The 20,529-nt window shown below is 57.5% G+C and carries 18 protein-coding genes; 6 read left to right on the top strand and 12 right to left on the bottom strand.

Annotated elements, in window-relative coordinates; genetic code table 11:
- Positions 1 to 30: 30 nt before the first annotated feature.
- Complete coding sequence (locus tag HBN68_RS20400; RefSeq protein ID WP_094993261.1) at positions 31 to 435, bottom strand: flagellar basal body-associated protein FliL; 405 nt, start codon at positions 433 to 435, stop codon at positions 31 to 33.
- Positions 436 to 620: 185 nt separating this feature from the next.
- Here HBN68_RS20400 and HBN68_RS20405 point away from each other — a divergent pair, with 185 nt between their 5' ends.
- Positions 621 to 962 (top strand): bacteriocin immunity protein, encoded by a 342-nt coding sequence (locus tag HBN68_RS20405; RefSeq protein ID WP_094993262.1) that lies wholly within the window; start codon positions 621 to 623, stop codon positions 960 to 962.
- A 61-nt stretch (positions 963 to 1,023) separates the two neighbouring features.
- Here the strand turns inward: HBN68_RS20405 and HBN68_RS20410 are convergent, their stop codons facing one another.
- Positions 1,024 to 1,707, bottom strand: coding sequence for an energy transducer TonB (locus tag HBN68_RS20410; protein ID WP_169964627.1), 684 nt, complete (start codon positions 1,705 to 1,707; stop codon positions 1,024 to 1,026).
- 363 nt (positions 1,708 to 2,070) lie between these two features.
- Here HBN68_RS20410 and glpT point away from each other — a divergent pair, with 363 nt between their 5' ends.
- Positions 2,071 to 3,414, top strand: coding sequence for a glycerol-3-phosphate transporter (glpT, locus tag HBN68_RS20415; protein ID WP_094993264.1), 1,344 nt, complete (start codon positions 2,071 to 2,073; stop codon positions 3,412 to 3,414).
- Here the strand turns inward: glpT and HBN68_RS20420 are convergent.
- Positions 3,411 to 4,058, bottom strand: coding sequence for a gamma-glutamylcyclotransferase (locus tag HBN68_RS20420; protein ID WP_094993265.1), 648 nt, complete (start codon positions 4,056 to 4,058; stop codon positions 3,411 to 3,413). The genes glpT and HBN68_RS20420 overlap by 4 nt on opposite strands.
- 240 nt (positions 4,059 to 4,298) lie before the next feature.
- On the opposite strand from HBN68_RS20420, the gene HBN68_RS20425 reads away from it, so the two are divergent.
- Positions 4,299 to 4,778 (top strand): sn-glycerol-3-phosphate transporter, encoded by a 480-nt coding sequence (locus HBN68_RS20425; RefSeq protein ID WP_169964629.1) that lies wholly within the window; start codon positions 4,299 to 4,301, stop codon positions 4,776 to 4,778.
- Positions 4,779 to 4,870: 92 nt separating this feature from the next.
- On the opposite strand, the gene HBN68_RS20430 is transcribed toward HBN68_RS20425, so the two are convergent.
- The 5 genes from HBN68_RS20430 to trxA form a co-directional block, all read right to left on the bottom strand.
- On the bottom strand, positions 4,871 to 5,839 hold the full coding sequence (locus HBN68_RS20430; RefSeq protein ID WP_094993266.1) for a CDP-6-deoxy-delta-3,4-glucoseen reductase: 969 nt from the start codon (positions 5,837 to 5,839) through the stop codon (positions 4,871 to 4,873).
- On the bottom strand, positions 5,839 to 7,305 hold the full coding sequence (gene ubiD, locus HBN68_RS20435; RefSeq protein ID WP_094993267.1) for a 4-hydroxy-3-polyprenylbenzoate decarboxylase: 1,467 nt from the start codon (positions 7,303 to 7,305) through the stop codon (positions 5,839 to 5,841). Before ubiD ends, HBN68_RS20430 begins: the two co-directional genes overlap by 1 nt.
- 88 nt (positions 7,306 to 7,393) lie before the next feature.
- Positions 7,394 to 9,376: an acyltransferase family protein gene (locus HBN68_RS20440; RefSeq protein ID WP_169964631.1), complete on the bottom strand. Its 1,983-nt coding sequence runs from the start codon at positions 9,374 to 9,376 to the stop codon at positions 7,394 to 7,396.
- A gap of 122 nt (positions 9,377 to 9,498) precedes the next feature.
- A complete protein-coding gene (gene rho, locus HBN68_RS20445) occupies positions 9,499 to 10,758 on the bottom strand; it encodes a transcription termination factor Rho (RefSeq protein ID WP_047291176.1) in 1,260 nt (419 codons plus the stop codon).
- A 234-nt stretch (positions 10,759 to 10,992) separates the two neighbouring features.
- The gene (gene trxA / locus HBN68_RS20450) at positions 10,993 to 11,322 is read right to left on the bottom strand and encodes a thioredoxin TrxA (protein ID WP_016783018.1); all 330 of its coding nucleotides are present in this window, start codon (positions 11,320 to 11,322) and stop codon (positions 10,993 to 10,995) included.
- A gap of 275 nt (positions 11,323 to 11,597) precedes the next feature.
- On the opposite strand from trxA, the gene ppx reads away from it, so the two are divergent.
- Complete coding sequence (gene ppx / locus HBN68_RS20455; protein WP_094993269.1) at positions 11,598 to 13,100, top strand: exopolyphosphatase; 1,503 nt, start codon at positions 11,598 to 11,600, stop codon at positions 13,098 to 13,100.
- 52 nt (positions 13,101 to 13,152) lie between these two features.
- Here the strand turns inward: ppx and ppk1 are convergent, their stop codons facing one another.
- Entirely contained in the window at positions 13,153 to 15,390 is a 2,238-nt protein-coding gene (gene ppk1 / locus HBN68_RS20460; protein WP_169964633.1) for a polyphosphate kinase 1, read from the bottom strand.
- 450 nt (positions 15,391 to 15,840) lie between these two features.
- Between ppk1 and HBN68_RS20465 the strand changes: the two genes are divergently transcribed.
- Positions 15,841 to 16,458, top strand: a complete 618-nt coding sequence (locus HBN68_RS20465; RefSeq protein ID WP_094993271.1) for a DedA family protein — start codon at positions 15,841 to 15,843, stop codon at positions 16,456 to 16,458.
- Between the two features lie 201 nt (positions 16,459 to 16,659).
- Positions 16,660 to 17,328, top strand: coding sequence for an isoprenoid biosynthesis glyoxalase ElbB (gene elbB / locus HBN68_RS20470; RefSeq protein WP_094993272.1), 669 nt, complete (start codon positions 16,660 to 16,662; stop codon positions 17,326 to 17,328).
- Here elbB and HBN68_RS20475 read toward each other — a convergent pair whose 3' ends face one another.
- The 3 genes from HBN68_RS20475 to HBN68_RS20485 all read right to left on the bottom strand — a co-directional run bounded on the left by HBN68_RS20475 (position 17,329) and on the right by HBN68_RS20485 (position 20,441).
- Positions 17,329 to 17,781: a YaiI/YqxD family protein gene (locus HBN68_RS20475; RefSeq protein WP_094993273.1), complete on the bottom strand. Its 453-nt coding sequence runs from the start codon at positions 17,779 to 17,781 to the stop codon at positions 17,329 to 17,331. It lies immediately after the preceding gene.
- Between the two features lie 65 nt (positions 17,782 to 17,846).
- Positions 17,847 to 19,742, bottom strand: a complete 1,896-nt coding sequence (locus HBN68_RS20480) for a cytochrome c/FTR1 family iron permease (RefSeq protein ID WP_094993274.1) — start codon at positions 19,740 to 19,742, stop codon at positions 17,847 to 17,849.
- A gap of 66 nt (positions 19,743 to 19,808) precedes the next feature.
- The gene (locus tag HBN68_RS20485; protein ID WP_169964635.1) at positions 19,809 to 20,441 is read right to left on the bottom strand and encodes a LysE family transporter; all 633 of its coding nucleotides are present in this window, start codon (positions 20,439 to 20,441) and stop codon (positions 19,809 to 19,811) included.
- Positions 20,442 to 20,529 lie beyond the last annotated feature (88 nt).

Below are 20,529 nucleotides of genomic sequence, written 5' to 3' on the forward strand. Positions count from 1 at the left end.
GGTGCCTGCACGGCGAATCCAAAGGCTGGCTTACTGAACGATCAAGTTGTTGAACAACAGATCATCCACCTGCGGCTTGCCCGTCTCATCGGTCATGACCTGCTGGATCTGCTTCAGCGCTTCTTGGCGCAGCTTCTCTTTATTCTCGACATTGCCCAGGGTTTCACTGGTCTGCTGAGTAAACAGACCGACCAACTGATTGCGAATCAACGGATCGTTGGCCTTCACGACCTTGGCGGCTTCGTCGCCCGTAACACGTAAGGCGATATCGGCCTTGTAAACCTTGAGCTTCGGACTGCCATCCAGACCGTAATTCCCCACAAAGGGCGGCGTCAGGCTGATATAGCTGACTTTGGCTTCGCCCTCTTTCGCGTCTTCCGCCACCGCCGCCATCGGCAACAACAGGGCCAGCATCAACAGGATCCACGCTTTCACAATTCGCTCCTTTATACGGTTTGGGGCAAGCATACGGGTCGTTTCGCCTCAGCCCAAGGGTTATAGCTGAGTGGCAGATCACCGACAGTCGTACGTCGGCATCATCCTTTTCGTTATCGGCCGAGGTGAGCAAAGCAATAACGCGCTCATCAGAAACGAGCAATATTGAGGCAAGTGACATAACTATGTACCTCACCCGCTGTTTAAAGCGCACGTACGTTTGTGTCTTCCCAACAAAGGGAAAACACAAACGAATACGGCGGGAATTTAAAATCAAAACTAAATATGAAGACTACACAGCCCATGAACTCGTTGAACTGTTCACCCAGATTTGGGGCCTCAACTGCATCACTGAAGAAAAACACAGCGCCTTGGTTGAGCATTTTTTAACGATCACTGAACACCCGGATGGTTTGCAATTAACGGTGTACATCGAAGCCGGCATAGCCAAGGACCCCCGCGATGTCATTCGAATCGTGAACGAATGGCGACTGGCCCATGGCAAGCCGGGCTTCAAAACCCAATGACTCTCGGATGCCGCCTTGTGGCGGCATCAACCCTGAATCAGTCCGGCGGACTGGCCCGGGCTTACAAAGGTTTATCAGCCAGTTGCAACTGATCCTTGTGGCCGGTGACCACCAACCGCGCTTTTACACTTTCCGCAAGCGCGTCCAGAAAGAGGCTGCCAGGCTTGGCCTGGCAAGTCTTTATTGTTTGGGCCATACCCTGCGCGAGATCAAACAGCGTCTCGGACAATTGTTCGGTCGAGAGCTTTTTCGCGATATACAGGTCGATCAAGCGATTGCGCGTCACCATGAACAAGGTTAAACCGCCAGACAGCACGTTAAGGTTGCGCCAATTGAATCGGGAAACTTCGTTATTGAGTGTGCGGCAGGTGGCGCCCTTGAGGTCGAAATGGCGCATGTTGCCCAAGGCTTCACGGGTATCGCTCACCGTGAAAACCAAGGGTGAGAAAAATACCATGTGCTTGGGGCCACCCTCTTCTTGCTTCCAGGCCGAAAAACGCCATTCACTCATTGCTTTCAGCGCCGCGCCCGCAAATTCGGGGTGCGTGCTGTAAAGAATTTCGAGATCGGCCACTGAACCATCCGGGTTGACCTTGAACCGGGTTCGTACTTCGCCTGGCAAGCCGATACGTTGCAGTTCTTTGGGATAAACAGGCTTTACCTGGTACTGCAACGTAGGCGCGGAATCACCGGCCAACGCCTTCAGCGACATCATTAAGACGAACAACCCCACCAAACTCTTCATGCTTTCTCCCAAGCTGCGCGGTACACGCCTGCATCAGTGCAGAAAGAGCTGATGATAAAAATTTGTCGCCAATTCTTTCAGGTCTCGGTTTCCCAACGAAGCGTGGGAGCCGTCCGGTTTAACCGCCAGTGTCCATCCCTTAAACGTATCTGGAAGCCTTGATGGATAAGGAGGGCAGGCCTTTGCGTCACCGCAGTGACAACGGGACAGGTGCTTGAGGTATTACACCTGTGCGACATGTTCATAAGTGAACATGCCTTATGCGTTGTTAACTTTCGTTTCAGATGAGAAGACCTGTCATTTTCGGTAACGAAAATGTAACGTTCGGGCCCGCCGATATAACAAGAAATTTGGAGCTCTTGAATGTTTGCCTTTTTCCGACCTGCCGCACATCAGGCACCGCTGCCTGCCGAAAAAATAGACAGCACCTATCGACGCCTGCGATGGCAGATTTTCGCCGGTATCTTTTTTGGTTATGCAGGCTACTACCTGCTGCGTAAAAACTTCTCGCTGGCCATGCCGTACTTGATTGACGAGGGGTACACCCGGGGTCAACTGGGTGTGGCCATGTCGGCAATCGCCATCGCTTATGGCTTGTCGAAGTTCCTCATGGGCCTGGTGTCCGATCGCTCCAACCCGAGGTTCTTCCTGCCGTTTGGCCTAATGATTTCAGCGGCCGTGATGTTCATTTTCGGTTTCGCGCCTTGGGCAACGTCCAGCGTGACCATGATGTTCATTCTGTTGTTTATCAACGGTTGGGCGCAGGGCATGGGTTGGCCGCCCAGCGGCCGGACCATGGTGCACTGGTGGTCGCAGAAAGAGCGCGGCGGCGTGGTGTCTGTGTGGAACGTGGCGCACAACGTGGGCGGCGGCCTGATTGGCCCGCTGTTCTTGCTGGGCATGGCATGGTTTAACGATTGGCACGCCGCGTTTTACGTACCTGCTACCGTTGCATTGCTGGTGGCATTGTTTGCCTTTGTGACCATGCGCGATACGCCGCAATCCGTCGGTTTGCCGCCAATTGAGCAGTACAAAAACGATTACCCGGCCGGGTATGACGCCAGCCACGAAGACGAATTCAGCGCCAAAGAAATTTTCATCAAATACGTGCTGCGCAACAAAATGCTCTGGTACATCGCCATGGCTAACGTGTTCGTCTACCTGCTGCGCTACGGCGTGCTGGACTGGGCGCCAACCTACCTTAAGGAAGCCAAGCACTTCACCGTGGACACCACGTCGTGGGCATACTTTTTCTATGAGTGGGCGGGTATCCCGGGGACGCTGCTGTGCGGCTGGATGTCGGACAAAATCTTCCGGGGCAACCGTGGGCTGACCGGCATCGTGTTTATGGCACTGGTGACGGTCGCGACGCTGGTGTACTGGCTCAACCCGCCGGGCAACCCGAGCATCGACATGATCGCGCTGTTCTCCATTGGCTTCCTGATTTACGGGCCAGTGATGCTGATCGGTTTGCAGGCTCTGGAACTGGCACCCAAGAAAGCCGCAGGTACGGCAGCTGGCTTCACCGGGCTGTTCGGTTACTTGGGGGGGTCGGTGGCGGCCAGCGCAGCGATGGGTTATCTGGTTGACCACTTCGGCTGGGATGGCGGCTTCGTACTGTTGATCAGTGCGTGCCTGTTGGCGATCGCGTTCATGATCCCCACCCTGCGCCACAAGAAAGTAGCCAGCGAAGCGCGCAACGCTTAAGGCTTGATTGATCCACAGCGCTTGAGCCGCGCCTCCAGATTCCGGTCTGGCATGGCGTGGCTGCGCAGGGCGCTTACGGTCTGCTCCACATAATCGCGAGTGGTGCCGTAACGCCCGCAGGCGTTGGCCAACACCTGCCCCAGTACGTCATCTGGCAGATTGCCCGCATAGCTGGGCAGATGCCGCTCCAGCACAAAACCCAATGCCTGCACCTGAGAGCCATCTTCAAGACGGCAGGTGAGCCAGTGCGGCCGGTAAGACGGCACGGGCATCTCTCGTAGCCACAAGGCATAGAGTGCTGCATCGAGGTTTTCTTCCGGCAGCCGATAAGCAAACCCGCTGCACGACCCGCCCCGGTCCAGCCCGAACACCAGCCCCGGCAACTGCGGGGTACCACGGTGTTCGTGAGACCACACGTACAGCCCTCGATGGTAGCCATGCACACGGCCACGAACGCGCTCGACTGCTGAACATTCGGGGCGCCAGATCAGTGAGCCATAGGCAAATAACCACACCGGCCCGCCTTTGTGGCGCGCCATGGTACCGAGCAGCGAGCTGCGCAATTGTTCGGGAGTCAGCGGCGCCCCGAGATCAAGTCGCGGCGGATAGGCGAGGGTCAAGCAGGTCGGTTCAGTGACAGTCATAACGAATGGGTACAGGCCTTGCGCACTTGCAGGATGTCCACATCATAACGTGCTGAATCTTATAGCACTGAATGTGAAATGACGCGCTTGGCCTGACATATGGCTACCGGGTCACGAATCGGCGCTACGCTGAAACCCGAAGCCGTCGATCTGTTCCAGTCAGGTTCAGGTTTGCGGCCAACGACCTCTTTATAGTGACCCGCCACTGGCGCACGCCAAACTGCCAACAGAGGCCTATGCATGAAGAAATACGGAATCTGTGGCTTGTTGATGTTGGTCAACGCCAGCGCCGCGATGGCGCATGATGAAGCGCAACAGCAGGATCAGGACTTTTGGTACGTTCAAACCAGCGTCTACACCAGGCACTTTTCGCCCGACCCCGAGCACAACAACAACCAGGACCTGATCGGCCTTGAGTACCATCACCGCTCAGGCTGGCTGGCGGGTGGAGCGACGTTTCGTAACTCGTTCAGGCAACGGTCGTACTACGCCTACGCCGGAAAGCGCTTCGACAGCGAGACTTATCCCGTGTACTTGAAAGTAACGGGGGGGCTACTGGAGGGCTATCACGGGAAGTATCAGGACAAAATCCCACTCAATCGTTTTGGCGTAGCGCCCGTGATCATTCCGTCCGTGGGTGTTCACTATGGCCCGGTCGCCACCGAGCTGGTGTTGCTCGGTTTCAATGCCGCGATGGTGACAACGGGGTTACGTTTTTAATCGCTGAGAGGAACGCATTTCCGCCTCGCGCTATAGCCAACTTGTGCAGTCGCTGTCGAAGCACAAGGCTGCGACAGGCTGCACGAGACGTATCAAGGCCGTGGGCTGTATGCGAAGACGTCGGCACGCATTTGGTGGGCGTCCATCCCTGCCGCAACCAAGGCGTCGAGGGTGCCGTAAATCATCGCCGGAGAGCCGCTCGCATAGACGAAAACAGAGCGCAGATCGCGGATGTCTTCGCACACAGCTTCGTGCAACAACCCACAGCGCCCTTCCCATCCGCACAGATCACTCACGACCTTGTGCAAATGCAGGTTGGGGATCTGCTGCCACGCGTCCCACTCTTCCAGGGTGTAGAAGTCTTCAGGACGACGTACACCCCAGTAAAGATGCACGGGGTGCGGGAAACCTTTCTCACGGCAATGCTCGATCAGGCTGTGCATTTGCGCCATACCGGTGCCCGCAGCGATCAGTACCAGCGGGCCATCGGGCAACTGGGACAAGTGTGTATCACCGAACGGCATTTCAACCCGGATCATTTTGTTGCGTTGCAGTTGCTCAATCAGGCTGCGGGCGCTGTCTTCACGCACCAACACGTGCAGCTCAAGGTCACGTCCGGCATGTGGCGCGCTGGCCAGCGAGAACGCGGATTTCTCACCGTTCTCACGCTCCAGCATCACATATTGGCCCGCGTAATAACGCGGCGGCTTGCCGGCGGGCGCACGCAAGCGCACCCGCCACACATCGCCGCCCATTTCTACGCAATCAACCAACTGGCACGTCAGGCTGCGCACCGGCAACTCTCCCAAGGCAAGCACGCCATCCCACAACACGACGCAGTCTTCCTGCGGTTGCGCCAGGCAGGTGTAGATCTCGCCATGGTCACGTATCTCGCCCGCTTGCTGCACGCGCCCTTCAACCAGCAAGGCGGCGCACACATGGCAATTACCGTTGCGACAGCTTTGCGGGCATTCATAGCCCAGGCGCTGCGCCGCATTCAGAATCGGCTCGCCGGGCAAGGTATCCAACACCGCGCCTGACGGCTGCAAGGTTACTCGCATCAATCTATTCCCAATTGATTCCAGATGTCATCGACCCGGCGTGTCACTGCCTCGTCCTTGACGATGACCCGTCCCCATTCGCGCGTGGTCTCGCCCGGCCATTTATTGGTCGCATCGAGCCCCATCTTCGAACCCAGACCGGACACCGGCGAGGCGAAATCAAGGTAGTCGATTGGCGTGTTGTCGATCATCACCGTGTCGCGCTTGGGGTCCATGCGCGTGGTAATGGCCCAGATCACGTCGTTCCAGTCGCGGGCATTAATGTCGTCATCGGTCACGATCACGAACTTGGTGTACATAAACTGGCGCAAAAATGACCACACACCGAGCATCACCCGCTTGGCGTGCCCCGGGTACGATTTCTTCATGGTCACGATGGCCATGCGATACGAACAGCCTTCAGGCGGCAAGTAGAAGTCGGTGATTTCCGGGAACTGCTTTTGCAGGATCGGTACAAACACTTCGTTCAGGGCCACACCCAGAATCGCGGGCTCATCCGGTGGACGGCCTGTGTAGGTGCTGTGGTAAATCGGCTTGACCCGATGGGTGATGCGCTCAACGGTGAAGACAGGGAAGCTGTCCACTTCGTTGTAGTAACCGGTGTGGTCACCGTACGGGCCTTCCGGGGCCATTTCGCCGGGGTGAATCACGCCTTCAAGGATGATTTCAGCCGTGGCGGGGACTTGCAGGTCGTTGCCGCGGCATTTGACCAGCTCGGTCCGGTTGCCGCGCAATAACCCGGCAAAGGCGTATTCGGACAGGCTGTCAGGCACCGGTGTCACCGCGCCAAGAATGGTTGCCGGGTCGGCGCCCAATGCCACAGAAACAGGGAATGGCTGGCCGGGGTGTTTCTCGCACCATTCGCGGTAATCCAGCGCACCGCCACGGTGGCTCAGCCAGCGCATGATGACTTTATTACGGCCAATCACTTGCTGACGGTAGATGCCAAGGTTCTGGCGATCCTTGTTCGGTCCTTTGGTGACGGTCAGGCCCCAGGTAATCAACGGCGCCACATCGCCCGGCCAGCAGTGTTGAACCGGCAGCATGGCCAGATCGACATCATCGCCTTCAATCACCACTTCCTGGCACACCGCGTCTTTCACGACTTTCGGGGCCATGGAGATGATCTTGCGGAAGATCGGCAGTTTGGACCACGCGTCCTTCAGACCTTTCGGCGGCTCTGGCTCCTTAAGGAACGCCAGCAATTTGCCGATTTCACGCAGCTCGCTGACGGACTCAGCACCCATGCCCATGGCCACGCGCTCAGGCGTGCCGAACAGGTTACCGAGTACCGGGATCGTGTGGCCGGTCGGGTTTTCGAACAGCAACGCCGGGCCTTTGGCGCGCAGCGTGCGGTCGCAGATTTCGGTCATCTCCAGCACTGGAGAGACGGGAATCTGGATGCGTTTCAACTCTCCGCGCTGCTCTAGCTGCTGCACGAAATCCCGAAGATCCTTGAATTTCATTGACGTTGGCACCCTCAAAATAGGCGTACATCCTACCTGCAATGCCGCCCGCTGGCAGCTTATCGCTGCTGGGCGGGCGGATTTGAGCTCACTTCACCTCCAGTGCCTTGGCACCCGCCACCTCTTGGAACAGCGGAGCCAACACAGGCAGCAGTAACCGGGCGCCCACCTCGGACAGGTGATTGTCGTCGGTATACAACGAATGACCGTCTTGCTCGGCCCGGCATAAGCCCGTGTCGTCACACAATTGCGGCGTAGGGTCCAAAACCTTGACACCGGGGTCGTTGGCAGCGAGTTGAGCGAATAGCTGGTTGATAAACGCCTTCTGTTTAAGGTGCTCACTCAGCGCAAAACCGGTGCCCGCCGTCGGCTGGTGCAACATTGCCAGTCGACTTAAACGGTACGGAGGATTAAACGGCTGCAGCGGGGCTTCTTTCATCAACCACACGCGATGCCCGGCTGTGCGCAGCTCATTAATGCGCGTTCGCAAACCGTCCGCCAACCGTTGCTCGGCAACAGCCCGGTCGTAATGACCATCCGCCGCTTTGAGCGCATGGCCTTTGTCACCTTTGGCGTCGCCATCGAGGTACAGGCTCCAGCGTGCCACCAGCATTACGTCACCGACGGGTTCGCTATTGAGCGTCTGTTCCACGCGTCGATTGTACTGGGCGCAACGTTCGCCATGCTCCAGCCCTTGGAGCGGCAAACAGCCTGCCGAACTGGCCAACATGACAGTGACCCCGTACTGCTGGGCGCTTTCGTCCAGCGCAGGAATCAACGCCGTGGCGTGGCTATCACCCCATACCAACAACTGAGCGGGCCTGTCTAAGGCGCCATAGCGGCAAAAAGGCGTGTCGGCGGGACTTTTATCGTCAGTGATGCAGGCCATCAGCTCGGGCCGCCATTTACTGGCGTTGGCATATTGCAACGCCTGCTCTGACAAACGGGACGGCAAGCCGTCAGTCCAGCGCAGCGCTTGCCCTGCCAGCCCCAGCACCACAATGCCCACAGCGGCGGCGATCAGAATCTGACGACGCCCGGCCAGCAATCGACGTTCACGAAACGGGGTTTCCACAAATCGCCAGGACAAATAGCCCAGGATCAACGTCAGTGCGATCAGCGCAGCGGTCAACGCGGGGCTGAAGTCGTCCACGCTGGCATAACTGCCAAACACGAACACCGGCCAATGCCACAAGTACCAGGAATAAGAAATCAGCCCCAGACCGACCATCAAGCGGGTGCTTAAGAACTGCCCAACCCACGTACGGCGATGCTCGTTGGCCCAGATCAGCGCCACAACGCCCAGCACAGGCAATAATGCTGCCGCGCCGGGGAAAGGAGTGCTTTTGTCATAGCCGAAGACCGCCACCAATATCAGCGCCAGCCCCAAAAGGCTGAAGCATTGCGCCGCGGTTTGCGTGAGACGTTTTTTGCGCTCAGGGGCGATGGCCAGCATGGCACCGGCCAGTAATTCCCACGCACGCATCGGCAGCAGGAAAAACGCTTTCTCCGGGTGATGCGCCACGGCCCAGACGCTCAAGCCAAACGAGATCAGTAACAGGCTAAACAACGCCATGCGCCAGTGCCTGAAACGGCTTGAAAGCAACGTCAGTATCAACGGGAAGATGATGTAGAACTGCTCTTCAACCGCCAATGACCACGTATGAAGCAACGGCTTCAGGTCGCTGGCGGCATCGAAGTAACCCTCTTGGCGCATAAACAGCAGGTTGGACACGAACATCACTTGGTAGCGCACCGAGCGCCCCAGTTCTTCGTAGTCCTTGGGCGCCATCAGGAACCAGCCCGCCACCAATACCGCCGCCAGCAACACAAACAAAGCGGGCAAGATCCGGCGCGCACGACGTGCCCAGAACTCAACGAAGCTGAAACGTCCGGCTTCCCGCTGACGCCAAATGATTGAAGTAATCAGATAACCGGAAATGACGAAGAACACATCGACGCCAACAAAACCACCGGAAAAACCGGGCACACCAAAGTGAAACAGCACTACTGCAAGTACAGCCACTGCGCGCAGGCCATCAATATCCCTGCGATAAACAAGAGAAGTCATAACGCTCGAAACCCGCTAATACATTGTTTTTATTGACCGGAGTTAAGCATAAACCTCCCTTTTTTATGACTAAAAAAAATGGCGCCCGTGCAGGGCGCCATTTTTAGGGTCGAGAAACCGTGTTACTTGCGTTTCATCGACAGGAAGAACTCGTCGTTGGTCTTGGTCTGTTTCAGCTTGTCGATCAAGAACTCAATGGCGGCGACTTCGTCCATCGGGTGCAACAGCTTGCGCAGAATCCACATGCGTTGCAGCTCGTCGTCTGCGGTCAGCAACTCTTCACGGCGGGTGCCGGAGCGGTTGATGTTGATCGCAGGGAAGACGCGCTTTTCAGCGATCTTGCGGTCCAGGGGCAGCTCCATGTTGCCGGTGCCCTTGAACTCTTCGTAGATCACTTCATCCATCTTCGAGCCGGTTTCAACCAGCGCGGTGGCGATGATGGTCAGCGACCCGCCTTCTTCGATGTTACGTGCCGCACCGAAGAAACGCTTTGGCTTCTCAAGGGCGTGTGCATCAACACCACCGGTCAATACCTTGCCGGAGCTCGGGATCACAGTGTTGTAGGCGCGGGCCAGGCGGGTGATGGAGTCAAGCAGGATCACCACGTCCTTTTTGTGTTCAACAAGGCGCTTGGCCTTCTCGATCACCATTTCAGCCACCTGCACGTGGCGGGTTGGCGGTTCGTCGAACGTCGACGCAACCACTTCGCCGCGTACCGTACGCTGCATTTCGGTCACTTCCTCAGGACGCTCGTCGATCAACAGCACGATCAAGTGAACTTCAGGGTTGTTACGCGAAATGTTCGACGCGATGTTCTGCAGCATGAGGGTCTTGCCCGCTTTTGGCGGAGCAACGATCAGACCGCGCTGACCTTTACCGATTGGCGCGCAGAGGTCGATCACACGACCGGTCAGGTCTTCGGTGGAACCGTTACCGATTTCCATCTTCATGCGAACGTTCGGGAACAGCGGGGTCAGGTTCTCGAAGAGAATCTTGTTTTTCGCGTTCTCAGGACGATCGTAGTTGATCGTGTCGACCTTCAGCAGGGCGAAGTACCGCTCGCCTTCTTTTGGCGGGCGGATTTTACCGACGATGGTGTCGCCGGTGCGCAGGTTGAAGCGACGGATCTGGCTGGGCGAGACGTAAATATCGTCAGGGCCGGCAAGATAGGAAGCGTCAGCAGAGCGCAGGAAGCCGAAGCCGTCCTGGAGGATCTCCAGCACGCCATCACCGGAGATTTCCTCGCCGCTTTTCGCGTGCTTTTTCAGCAGGGAGAAAATCACGTCCTGCTTGCGCGAACGGGCCATATTTTCTATGCCCATTTGTTCGGCCAATTCGAGCAGTTCGGTAATCGGCTTTTGCTTGAGTTCAGTCAGGTTCATATAGGAATGACGTAATCATTTATGGAGGGGGGAAATTAAGCTTTTGGCTTAATGAGGCCGCGCCGCAGAGAAGGCGACAGGATCGCGTACTAATTCGATAAGGAGTGCGTCGGCGACGGCTTGCAGGGGGCAGTGGAGAAACCAGTGCGGGGCCGAATGTAACACTTGCTTTTCATAGCGTCTAGTCCTTGAGCCATGAAAAAGCCCCGCATTTTGCGGGGCTTTTATCGACACTTAGATGTTGGCGTCGAGGAATGCAGCCAATTGCGACTTCGACAGCGCACCCACCTTGGTGGCTTCGACATTGCCGTTCTTGAACAGCATCAGCGTCGGAATACCACGTACGCCATGCTTGGCCGGGGTTTCCTGGTTTTCATCAATGTTCAGCTTGGCAACGGTCAGCTTGCCTTTGTACGTCTCAGCGATCTCGTCCAGAACTGGCGCGATCATTTTGCAAGGGCCACACCATTCAGCCCAGTAGTCGACCAGTACGGCGCCTTCAGCCTTGAGAACATCGGCCTCAAAGCTAGCGTCGGTGACATGTTTAATAAGATCGCTGCTCATGGAAGTCTCCGTGGTGGTAAGCAAAAACGTAGCACATCATAGCCGTCATCACTGCGTTCAGGAAGCTGACGCTTGATTGACTATAACTATAGTCAGCCATGAGCCGACGTATGTAGACGGTTTTGAACAACTCGGCCGCCACTCAGCGGTCAGATAACCGGTGACACGCACTCAGAAAAAAATGTTGATCCCTATCAAGCCATCCAACATCACGCGTTGGCGCGAGCCTTTGATCGTGGCACGATGGCGACGTTATCGACCGAGACCCCTCAACCATGCCCCAATCCCAAGCCAAGAATCCATCCCTGATCGCCGCCATTGATCTGGGTTCTAACAGCTTTCACATGGTGGTGGCCAAGGCACAGAACGGTGAAATCCGTATCCTTGAACGTCTTGGTGAAAAGGTGCAGTTAGCTGCCGGCATCGACGAAGAACGCAAACTCAACGAAGAATCCATGCAGCGCGGGCTCGATTGCCTGAAACGTTTTGCCCAACTGATCAACGGTATGCCCCTGGGCGCCGTGCGGATTGTAGGCACCAACGCCTTGCGTGAAGCCCGTAACCGCAACGAGTTCATCGTGCGCGCCGAGGAGATTCTCGGGCACACCGTTGAAGTCATTTCCGGACGGGAAGAAGCACGCCTCATTTATCTGGGCGTATCGCACACCCTCGCCGACACGCCGGGCAAGCGCCTGGTGGCCGACATCGGCGGCGGCAGTACTGAATTCATCATCGGCCAACGCTTTGAGCCATTGCTGCGTGAAAGCCTGCAAATGGGTTGCGTCAGTTATACCCAACGGTACTTCCGCGACGGCAAGATCACCCCGGCACGTTATGCACAGGCTTACACCGCCGCGCGCCTGGAGATCATGAGCATCGAGCACGCCCTGCACCGCTTGGGCTGGGATGAAGCCATCGGCTCGTCCGGCACCATTCGCGCCATTGGTCTGGCCCTTAAGGCGGGCGGTCACGGCAATGGTGAGGTCAACGCCGAAGGCCTGGCTTGGCTCAAGCGCAAACTGTTCAAGCTGGGCGAAGTCGACAAGATCGACTTTGAAGGCATCAAGCCTGATCGCCGGACTATCTTCCCGGCCGGGCTGGCGATTCTGGAAGCGATCTTCGACGCCCTTGAACTGCAGCGCATGGACCACTGCGACGGTGCGCTGCGCGAAGGCGTGTTGTATGACCTGCTGGGCCGTCACCACCACGAAGACGTGCGTGAGCGCACACTCAGCTCGCTGATGGACCGTTACCATGTCGATCGCGAGCAGGCCGCGCGGGTTGAACGCAAAGCCCTGCGGGCCTTCGATCAAGTGGCCAAGTCATGGGACCTGAAAGACGGCGTATGGCGTGAACTGCTGAGCTGGGCGGCCAAGGTGCACGAAGTCGGTCTCGACATCGCTCACTATCATTTCCACAAACATGGCGCTTACCTGATCGAGCACTCCGATCTGGCCGGATTCTCACGTGAAGATCAGCAAATGCTGGCGCTGCTGGTACGCGGTCATCGCCGCAACATACCGAAAGACAAGTTTGCTGAATTCGGGGATGACGGCATCAAGCTGATTCGTCTGTGCGTATTGCTGCGCTTTGCGATTCTGTACCACCACATTCGTGGCGACCAGCAAGCGTCACAAGTCAAACTGCGCGCCGATGGCGATCACCTTGACGTGATATTCCCTGAAGGCTGGCTGGAACAGAACCCGCTGACCCAAGCCGATTTTGAGCAGGAAGCTCAATGGCTGACTCGGGTCGGAATTGTGTTGACGGTGTCCTGACGCTGCATATGCATACCGTCGCTGGCGCTCTGTGCGCCAGCGACTTGCAGGTTTACACCGACGGCCCGGTGCTGACAGTCAATACCGGCAGGCTCAAGCGCTCCAGCAACGTGGCCTGGGCGCTGCGCGGATTTTGGTTGCCGGTTGGCGTGTTGCGGATATAACGCCCGTCCGACTGCAAGCTCCAGCTGTGGGTGTTGTCTGTCAGGTAGCATTCCAGCTCTTTCTTGACCCGCAGAATCAACTTTTTGCCTTCAATCGGGAAGCACGTCTCGACGCGCTTATCGAGGTTGCGCTCCATCCAGTCCGCACTCGACAGGAACATCTGCTCTTCCCCGCCATTGAGGAAGTAGAACACCCGCGTGTGTTCCAGAAAGCGGCCGATGATTGAACGCACGTGAATGTTGTGCGACACGCCCGGTATACCCGGGCGCAGGCAGCACATCCCGCGCACGATCAGATCAATACGTACCCCGGACTGGCTGGCCTTGTACAACGCCCGAATGATTTTCGGGTCCGTCAGCGAGTTGAACTTGGCGATGATGTGCGCAGGCTTGCCTTCCAGTGCGAACTGGGTTTCCCGGGCAATCATGTCCAGCATGCCCTTCTTCAGGGTAAATGGCGCATGCAGCAGTTTCTTCATGCGCAGGGTTTTGCCCATGCCGATCAATTGGCTGAACAGCTTGCCGACGTCTTCGCACAGTGCATCATCCGACGTCAGCAAGCTGTAGTCGGTGTACAGACGTGCGTTACCGGCGTGGTAGTTGCCGGTGCCCAAATGCGCGTAACGCATGATTTCGCCGGCTTCACGACGCAAAATCAGCATCATCTTGGCGTGGGTCTTGAAACCCACCACCCCGTAGATCACCACCGCGCCCGCCGCTTGCAGACGGCTGGCCAGTTGCAGGTTGGACTCTTCGTCAAAACGCGCACGCAGCTCAACCACCGCCGTCACTTCCTTACCATTACGCGCCGCATCCACCAGCGCATCCACGATCTCGGAGTTGGCGCCGCTGCGGTAGAGCGTCTGGCGCACGGCCAGTACATGCGGGTCCTTGGCCGCCTGTCGTAGTAAGTCGACGACCGGGGTAAACGACTCAAACGGGTGCAGCAGCAAGATGTCCTGCTTGCTGACTACGCTGAAAATGTTTTCGCTGTTCTGCAACAGCTTCGGAATGGCCGGTGTAAACGGCGTGTATTGCAGCTCGGGATGGCTGTCCAGGCTGGTGATGCTGAACAGACGCGTAAGGTTCACCGGCCCATTGACCGTGTACAACTCGGTCTCGTGCAGGTTGAATTGCTTGAGCAGGTAATCGGACAGGTGCTTAGGGCACGTATCAGCCACTTCCAGACGCACCGCGTCACCGTAACGACGCGAGAACAACTCGCCACGCAATGCGCGGGCCAAGTCTTCTACATCTTCGGTGTCGACCGCCAGATCGGCGTTGCGGGTCAGACGGAATTGATAGCAGCCTTTTACTTTCATGCCCTGGAACAGGTCATCGGCATGGGCGTGAATCATCGACGACAGGAACACATAGTTGTCGCCCGGCCCGCCAACGTCTTCCGGCACTTTAATCACCCGCGGCAACAAGCGCGGGGCTGGAATGATCGCCAAACCCGAATCGCGGCCGAAGGCGTCAATGCCTTCAAGCTCGACGATGAAGTTAAGGCTCTTGTTTACCAGCAACGGAAACGGGTGCGTCGGGTCAAGACCGATCGGGGTAATGATTGGCGCAATTTCATCGCGGAAGAACTTGCGTACCCATGCCTTGATTTTAGTGTTCCAGTGACGCCGACGGATGAAGCGCACCTGATGCTTTTCAAGTTCGGGCAGCAGGATGTCGTTAAGGATTGCGTACTGGCGATCCACATGGCCATGCACCAGCTCACTGATCCGCGCCAGCGCTTGATGCGGCTGCAAGCCGTCAGCACCGGCCTGTTCGCGGGCGAACGTGATTTGTTTTTTCAGGCCCGCGACCCGGATCTCAAAGAATTCGTCGAGGTTGCTGGAAAAGATGAGCAGAAATTTCAGCCGCTCCAGCAACGGGTAGGACTCATCCAGCGCCTGCTCCAGCACGCGAATGTTGAACTGCAATTGCGACAACTCACGATGGATATACAGGCTGCTGTCATCCAGACCCGGAATGGCAATCACCGGGTGCGCCGCGCCATGGCTTTCGGCCGCTGCGGGGGCATGGGTTTCCGGCTCGGGCGGGGTTTGGGTGGCCTGCTCAACAATCGGTTGAGGTTCGGTGGCAACGAGTTCTGTCTGTCCTTCGGTATTCATTGAGTGTTCCTGATAAGAGCGGGTTTGACTCTCGTAACAGTTAAGCGGCGCGGCCAGTCAAATTGACAACCAGAATGCCACCAACGCCTGCGGGATTAAACCGCTCAGAGGCGCTTTATGCGGGCTGAGGCCTGGTTAGAGGGTGTTTTATTCAAATTGTTCTAAAGCTGTTGATACATCACTGCTGCCTGCCGCTTATCCACTGCGACTTTAGTAGCGTCTTCAGTGCGTAGCGACACATCGCCAACGACCGGCAAAACCAGAAATTCCCTCGGCCTTAACGCGCGCGACCTTTATAACTGCGCACCATGAACACCCGATGACAACACTGATGATGTAAGTCAAAACCATGTGCATTGTAGGATTTGTTCACGCCAAGACACATTTCGATACTTTCATACACGCGCTTGAAGGCGTAGGCTGCGCGTTCATTTCGCCAGCATCCAGACAATGCTCCAACAATTTCTTCAAGAATTCGGCTACTTCGCCCTGTTTCTAGGGACGTTCTTTGAAGGTGAGACCATTCTGGTACTCGCAGGCTTCTTGGCGTTCCGCGGATACATGGACCTCAAACTGGTCATGATCGTGGCGTTCCTCGGCAGTTACGCCGGCGACCAGCTGTGGTACTTCCTGGGGCGCAAGCACGGCCGCAAACTGCTAGCCCGAAAGCCGCGCTGGCAGCTGATGGGCGACAAGGCGCTGGAGCACATTCGCAAGCATCCGGACATCTGGGTCCTGAGCTTCCGCTTTGTCTATGGGCTGCGCACCGTCATGCCGGTCGCCATTGGCTTGTCCGGTTATCCGCCGGGCCGTTATTTACTGCTCAACGGCATTGGCGCCGCTATCTGGGCCATCGCCCTGGCCACCGCCGCGTATCACTTTGGCGCCGTGCTGGAAGGCTTGCTCGGCAGCGTTAAAAAATACGAATTGTGGGTATTGGGCGCCTTGCTGGTGCTGGGCATCTGCCTGTGGATTCGCCGTCGCTTCAAAAATGCGCGCATCGCCCGACAGACTGCGCTGGATGAAAAAAACAAAGCCGCCGAAGCCAACACCCCGCCCGCCGAGTAATACCGTGTGTGCGCTCGCACACACCCCTCCCGAGGCGTTGCCATCGCAGCGCCTGCCCGCTCTCTTCTAAACTGAACACTGACGCGTGAAAGCGATCCATGTAGTAAGCATTCAACGACGTGTGCCCGATCTGTCCACTCTGGCATCTGCTGCCAAATCAGGCGACATTAACGCCACGTATCACGTTTTAGGAGAACCCACATGACCCAGAAAAAAGTTGCCGTGATTCTGTCGGGCTGCGGCGTCTACGACGGTGCCGAGATCCACGAAAGCGTCATCACCCTGCTGCGCCTCGATCAGCGTGGCGCCCACGTTCAATGCTTCGCACCCAATATCGCGCAAATGCATGTCATCAATCACCTGACCGGCGAAGAGATGAACGAGTCGCGTAACGTGCTGGTTGAGTCCGCGCGCATCGCCCGTGGCGAGGTCAAGGATATTCGCGAGGCGAACGTTGAAGACTTCGACGCCTTAATCGTACCCGGCGGGTTTGGTGCCGCGAAAAATTTGTCTGATTTCGCCGTTAAAGGTGCTGAATGTACCGTGCAGCCTGACGTGCTAGCGCTGGCTGAAGCCTTTGCCGAAGCGAGCAAACCCGTGGGCTTGATGTGCATCTCACCTGCCATGGCCGCCAAAATCTATGGCCCTGGCGTGACCTGCACCATTGGTAATGATGCCGACACGGCCGCCGCCGTGAGCAAAATGGGCGCTACTCACCAAGAGTGCGAGGTCAGCGAGATCGTCGAAGACAAGGCCCGCAAGCTGGTAAGCACTCCCGCCTACATGCTGGCGAATTCAATCAGCGAAGCCGCCTCGGGCATCAACAAGATGGTCGACCGTGTACTGGAATTGACCCACGAAAACGATTAATCAGACCCGCGCCAGACGCGTCAAAATTCGATCCAGCGCATTGGCGAACGCCTGTTTCTCGCGTTCGCCATACGCGCCCTGCCCGCCACCCACCTGACCTTGCTCGCGCAGATCCGTGAACAGGTTACGCACCGCCAGCCGCTCGCCCATGTTGTGAGCATCGAACTCTTTACCACGCGGATCGAGTACGGCCACGCCCTTTTTCACTAAACGGTCTGCCAACGGCACGTCGCTGCAAATCACCAGCTCGCCGGGCACTGCGTGCTCAACCAGATAATCGTCGGCGGCATCAGGACCGCTGGGCACCACAATCAATTTGACTAACGCATACGTCGGCTTGACCTGGCTCTGCCCGGCAACCAGCACGACCTCAAACTGCCGCTTTAAAGCGAACTTGATGACTTGATCCTTCGCGGCCTTGGGGCAAGCGTCGGCGTCGATCCAGACACGCATGGGCACACTCTCCTGAACATTGGGTGTGGGCGCTGCCGGGCAGCGTCCACACTGTTGAGCGCTCGCTAGGCTGGCAGCCTGCGCTTTTCGGCCAGTTTGCTGCGGCCGTAAAGCACGATGATCGCCAGCAATGCAATGGCCTGAGCCCCCAGCGAGTAGGCATCAGCATGAATGCCCAGCCAGTCGAACTCGAAGAACGGCACAGGACGAGTGCCGAAAATCCCGGCTTCTTGCAGCGCTTTCACGCCATGCCCGGCGAACACAACCGACAGCGCGCACAGCAATGCCGCGTTGATGCCGAAGAACATCGCCAACGGCAACTTGGCCGACCCGCGCAGGATGACCCATGCCAGGCCGATCAACAGCACCAAGGCCGTGGCGCCGCCCGCCAACACCGCGTTATGCCCGGCCGGACCGGCTTGCAGCCACAGGGTTTCGTAAAACAGGATCACTTCAAACAATTCGCGGTATACCGAGAAAAAGGCCAGGATCGCAAAACCGAAGCGCCCGCCGCCACTGACCAGGCTGCTTTTGATGTAGTCCTGCCACGCTGCAGCATGTCGGCGGTCATGCATCCACACCCCGAGCCACAACACCATGACGCTGGCAAACAACGCGGTGCACCCTTCGAGCAGTTCGCGTTGCGCGCCGCTGACGTCGATCACATACGCGGCCAACGCCCACGTCGCGAGGCCTGCCAGCAGCGCCAGCCCCCAGCCGATGTTGACACTGCGAACGGCAGACTGTTGCCCGGTATTGCGCAAGAACGCGAGGATGGCCGCCAGCACCAGAATGGCTTCAAGCCCTTCGCGCAGCAGGATCAATAAGCCCGAAATGTAGCTCAGCGACCAACTCAAGCCATCGCTGCCCAGCAACCCGGCCGATTCTTTGAGCAGCGCTTTGGCGGCCTCCAGACGTTGCTCAACCTGCTCGACGGGCAAGCCATCCTGCAACGATTGACGGTACGCCATCAGGGCTTTCTCTGTGTTTTTCCGGACGTTGCTATCGACGTTATCCAGTGAGCTTTCAACCAGCTCGAAGCCTTCAAGATATGCGGCAACAGACAGGTCATAAGCTTGTTCACGGTCACCTGCGCGATACGCCGCAAGGCTTTTGTCGAGCGTGGCGCCGGTGTAATCGAGCAACTGGCCTGGCCCGCGCACGACCTGCGGCGGCTGTGCGCGCTGCGCACGGAAAGTCGCCGCCGCCTGCGGGCCATCAGCGGCCAGAATTTCATTGGGTGTTTGACGGGCAAGATCGGCCAAGTTGTAAGTTTTGTCTGCTTTGACTGCCTTCGGGTCAGCACTCAGGCCTGCGATATAGGTAGCCAGGTCCCAGCGCTGACGCTCGTCGAGCTGGTCCGCAAATGAAGGCATGTCCGTGCCTTCGACACCCAGCCCCAGCGTGTTGTAAATCGCGTAGAGACTCAGGCGATCCAGGCGTTCTGCGTCGCGCAGGTTGGCAGGCGGCGGCGCCATGCCCACCCCGGCCGGGCCGTCCCCGGCTCCCGTTTCGCCATGGCACACCGAGCAATGCTGTGCATACAGCGGCGCCCCACGGGTGGGATCCGGCGTAATCACAGGCGCCTGGCTCACCTCATAGGCCACTGCCAGTTTGGCACCCAATTGACGCGCTTCACGGGCTACGGCAACGCCGTCCTCGCGTTGCTCGATAGCGCGCTGCAAAGCCATCACACCCTGGGTCAGCTCCGCACGCTCCGGGCGTTCAGGCAAGTCGGCAATCAGCCCCTTGAGAACGGCCAGGAATTCCAGTTGCTCGCGGTATTCGGTCTCGTCGATGACCTTTCCATCTTCGACCGTGGGCGGGTAATCCGCGCCAATGTAATCAATGAGATGAAGTGCCTGCGAGGCACCTTCCGGGGAGTTGGCAGACACAACAAGGCTGCACAACGCGAGCATGGGCACCAGCAGCCATGCCAAGAAACGCGAGCGGGCGGTCATGGAAAAATCCGGGTGGAAATGAGAAGTAACACATTGTTCACTTCCCTTCGCAATGTCTCAAGGGCTTTACGTCGTTGCGCGGTGCAACGTCGCCAGAAAACCTGCTGCACCTACGAATAACCCGGCAAAAGTGCGATTCATGCGGCGCTGCTGTTTCGGGGTACGCAACAGCCGTAGCACCTTGGATGCCAGCCCGGTGTAACCCGCCATCACGATCAGGTCGACGCAGATCATGGTCGCGCCCAGGATCAAATATTGGGACAGCAAAGGAGCATGGGGATCAACGAACTGCGGCAGCACCGCCAGCATGAACACCAGCGCCTTGGGGTTGCTGACATTCACCAAAAAGCCGCGAAACACCAGCGCCAGCGGTTTGCCGATGGGGCGAACGGCGGCGTTGTCGCTAAGGTCGGCAGGCAAGGCGCGCCATTGCTTGACGGCAAGGTAGATGAGGTAGGCCACGCCGAACCACTTGATGGCGTAAAAGGCAGTTGAAGAAGCCGCGAGGATTGCACCGACACCGGCTGCCACAATGACGATTTGCAGGGCCAGCCCCAGTTGCAGGCCGATGGCATTCCAATAGCCCCGCCAGAAGCCGTACTGCAGGCCGCAAGACATTGAAGCAATTGCACCCGCGCCGGGCGACAGGCTGATGACCCATGACGCCGCAAAAAAGGCCAACCACGTTTCCAGCGACATCGCGCACCTCCCGGACAAAATCAGTAACAAGTCCTTAAAACTAATGCGCGGGCTGAAATTTAACCACTGGTTTTTTGCTCTAAAGCCT

The organism is Pseudomonas sp. WS 5078, from assembly GCF_012985745.1.
Lineage (GTDB): Bacteria > Pseudomonadota > Gammaproteobacteria > Pseudomonadales > Pseudomonadaceae > Aquipseudomonas > Aquipseudomonas lundensis_A.